This window comes from Roseofilum acuticapitatum BLCC-M154 (genome assembly GCF_030068475.1).
Lineage (GTDB): Bacteria > Cyanobacteriota > Cyanobacteriia > Cyanobacteriales > Desertifilaceae > Roseofilum > Roseofilum acuticapitatum.
Genome location: NZ_JAQOSP010000011.1, coordinates 1 through 3,631 on the forward strand (window position 1 = coordinate 1; position 3,631 = coordinate 3,631).

2 tRNA genes and 2 rRNA genes are annotated in these 3,631 nt (G+C 53.3%); all 4 read left to right on the plus strand.

Going from position 1 to position 3,631, the window contains the following annotated elements:
- Positions 1 to 862 (plus strand): 16S ribosomal RNA (locus PMG71_RS02350); the annotation flags it as partial.
- A 91-nt stretch (positions 863 to 953) separates the two neighbouring features.
- Positions 954 to 1,030, plus strand: a tRNA-Ile gene (locus PMG71_RS02355).
- 194 nt (positions 1,031 to 1,224) lie between these two features.
- Positions 1,225 to 1,300 (plus strand) — tRNA-Ala (locus PMG71_RS02360).
- 435 nt (positions 1,301 to 1,735) lie between these two features.
- A 23S ribosomal RNA gene (locus PMG71_RS02365) occupies positions 1,736 to 3,631 on the plus strand; the annotation flags it as partial.

A 3,631-nucleotide genomic window follows, 5' to 3' on the forward strand; every position in this document is an offset into this window, starting at 1 on the left:
CAGTGTAGAGGTGAAATTCGTAGATATTGGGAGGAACACCAGAGGCGAAGGCGGCCACCTGGACTAGATCTGACGCTCAGGTGCGAAAGCGTGGGGAGCAAACAGGATTAGATACCCTGGTAGTCCACGCCGTAAACGATGAGTGCTAGTTGTCGGGATTTCGATTTCGGTGACGCAGCTAACGCATTAAGCACTCCGCCTGGGGAGTACGGTCGCAAGATTAAAACTCAAAGGAATTGACGGGGGCCCGCACAAGCGGTGGAGCATGTGGTTTAATTCGAAGCAACGCGCAGAACCTTACCAACCCTTGACATCCCTATCGCGATTTCCAGAGATGGATATCATCAGTTCGGCTGGATAGGTGACAGGTGCTGCATGGCTGTCGTCAGCTCGTGTCGTGAGATGTTGGGTTAAGTCCCGCAACGAGCGCAACCCCTGTTCCTAGTTGCCAGCATTTAGTTGGGCACTCTAGGGAGACTGCCGGTGACAAGCCGGAGGAAGGCGGGGATGACGTCAAGTCCTCATGGCCCTTACGGGTTGGGCTACACACGTGCTACAATGGTAACTACAGAGGGCAGCGACTTAGCGATAAGTAGCCAATCCCAAAAAGTTATCTCAGTTCGGATTGCACTCTGCAACTCGAGTGCATGAAGTTGGAATCGCTAGTAATCGTGGATCAGCATGCCACGGTGAATACGTTCCCGGGCCTTGTACACACCGCCCGTCACACCATGGGAGTTGGTTTTACCCGAAGACGGTGGGCTAACCTTTTAGGAGGCAGCCGGCCACGGTAAGGTCAGCGACTGGGGTGAAGTCGTAACAAGGTAGCCGTAGGGGAACCTGCGGCTGGATCACCTCCTTTCAAGGATGAAGGTGGATTTATCTCTATCTTCTCTATCAAAAGACAAGACCATGGCGCTGTCCGCGCATCCCTTCCAAACCTCGAAGATAACGGGCCTGTAGCTCAGTTGGTTAGAGCGCACCCCTGATAAGGGTGAGGTCAGAAGTTCAACTCTTCTCAGGCCCACCACTTTATCAAGTGGCGCGCCGCCGCCGGCCAACCCGGCGCGCAAAGCCAACCACTGACTAAAGTTACAGTTCCTTTGACAGTTCTTCATGCAGGTTGATCGTTGCCACTTGGCAATGTCTGGATTTTGTCCATGCATGTCGGGTTGGCCGGCGGCGACATGCACTGAATGCGGATGCATTCAGCTAGCTTATACCGGGGGTGTAGCTCAGTTGGGAGAGCGCCTGCTTTGCAAGCAGGAGGTCATCGGTTCGATCCCGTTCACCTCCACCAAGTTATATTTGGTGCTCAAGCGCCGCCGCCGACCACCGTCGGCTGAGGCTTACGCGCTATGAAGCGCGGCGATCCACTTGGATCGCGGGAGCATCCAGTTTGGTGAGAACGGATCAGACGGTAAACGTTATCGAATAGTCGATGGTGCCACTTGGCAGTGTTTGGATTTTGTCCATGCATGTCGGGTTGGCCGGCGGCGACATGCCCTGAATGCGGGACGCATTCAGAAGCATAGAGGGGTTTGGAAGATACGAGATATCTAGTCGTGAGACTGGATGACAAGATGTTTGACATTGTGAATAGGGAATATGAAGAGAACGGATCTTTCCGTTGTGATTTTTCGCAACGAAAGAACGTGATCGCGAACTAGATGTGTATTGTGGTTTTGCAGGTTTTACCCCTGCGCAAGCCGCAGCACAGTTAGCTGAGGGATCTCTCAAGCATAATAAGGGCATCTGGTGGATGCCTTGGCGTCAAGAGGCGATGAAAGACGTGGCACTCTGCGATAAGCTACGGTGAGCCGAGAGCAGGCTTTGACCCGTAGATTTCTGAATGGGGAAACCCCACCCAATAGGGTGATCCTGTCGTGAATACATAGCGGCAGGAGGCGAACCCGGTGAACTGAAACATCTCAGTAACCGGAGGAAAGGACATCAACCGAGACTTCGCTAGTAGCGGCGAGCGAACGCGAACCAGGCCAGTGGCTTATGCATAAGAACCGGAACGATCTGGAAAGGTCGGCCATAGTGGGTGATAGCCCCGTACGGGTAGAAATTGCATAAGTCCTCGAGTAGGGCGGGACACGTGAAATCCTGTCTGAACATGGGGGGACCACCCTCCAAGCCTAAGTACTCCTTGACGACCGATAGTGTACCAGTACCGTGAGGGAAAGGTGAAAAGCACCCCGATAAGGGGAGTGAAATAGTTCCTGAAACCGGATGCCTACAAGCAGTTGGAGCCTCTTTATGGGGTGACAGCGTACCTCTTGCATAATGGGTCAGCGAGTTAGTCTTACAAGCAAGCTTAAGCCGATAGGTGTAGGCGCAGCGAAAGCGAGTCTTAATAGGGCGATTGAGTTTGTGGGATTAGACCCGAAACCAGGTGATCTAGCCATGAGCAGGTTGAAGGTGATGTAACAGTCACTGGAGGACCGAACCCACGTCTGTTGAAAAAGACGGGGATGACTTGTGGTTAGGGGTGAAAGGCCAATCAAACCTGGAGATAGCTGGTTCTCCGCGAAATCTATTTAGGTAGAGCGTCAGACGAATACCTTCGGGGGTAGAGCACTGAATGGGCTAGGGGGCCTCACCGGCTTACCAAACCTAATCAAACTCCGAATACCGAAGAGTACTATCTGGCAGACAGACTACGGGTGCTAAGGTCCGTGGTCGAGAGGGAAACAGCCCAGACCGCCAGTTAAGGTCCCAAAGTTGTGGCTAAGTGGGAAAGGATGTAGGACGGCCAAGACAACCAGGACGTTGGCTTAGAAGCAGCCATCGTTTAAAGAAAGCGTAACAGCTCACTGGTCTAAATAAGCTGTCCCGCGCCGAAGATGTACCGGGGCTCAAGCCACACACCGAAACTGCGGACTTGTCTTTGACAAGTGGTAGCGGAGCGTTCCGTAAGCCTGTGAAGGTGTGCCGTAAGGCATGCTGGAGGTATCGGAAGCGAGAATGCTGACATGAGTAGCGATAAAGGGAGTGAGAACCTCCCTCGCCGAAAGCCCAAGGGTTCCTGCGCAAGGCCAATCCGCGCAGGGTGAGTCGGCCCCTAAGACGAGGCAGAAATGCGTAGTCGATGGGAAACAGGTTAATATTCCTGTACCCGTGAGAAGTGACGGCCTCTGGAAGTAGTTTTTCCTTATTGGATTGGAGAAGCTGCCAAGGAGGTCCAGGAAATAACTCTCACATATGGACCGTACCCCAAACCGACACAGGTGGGCAGGTTGAATATACCAAGGCGCTTGAGAGAATGGTGTTGAAGGAACTCGGCAAATTGCCCCCGTAACTTCGGGAGAAGGGGGCCCACCGTGAAGGCAACTTTACGGTGGGGGCACAGACTAGGGGGTGGCGACTGTTTACTAAAAACACAGGGCTCTGCGAAGTCGCAAGACGACGTATAGGGTCTGACGCCTGCCCGGTGCCGGAAGGTTAAGAGGAGATGTGCAAGCATTGAATTGAAGCCCCGGTAAACGGCGGCCGTAACTATAACGGTCCTAAGGTAGCGAAATTCCTTGTCGGGTAAGTTCCGACCTGCACGAATGGCGTAACGACTTCCCCACTGTCTCCAACACCAACTCAGCGAAATTGAATTCTCCGTGAAGATGCGGAG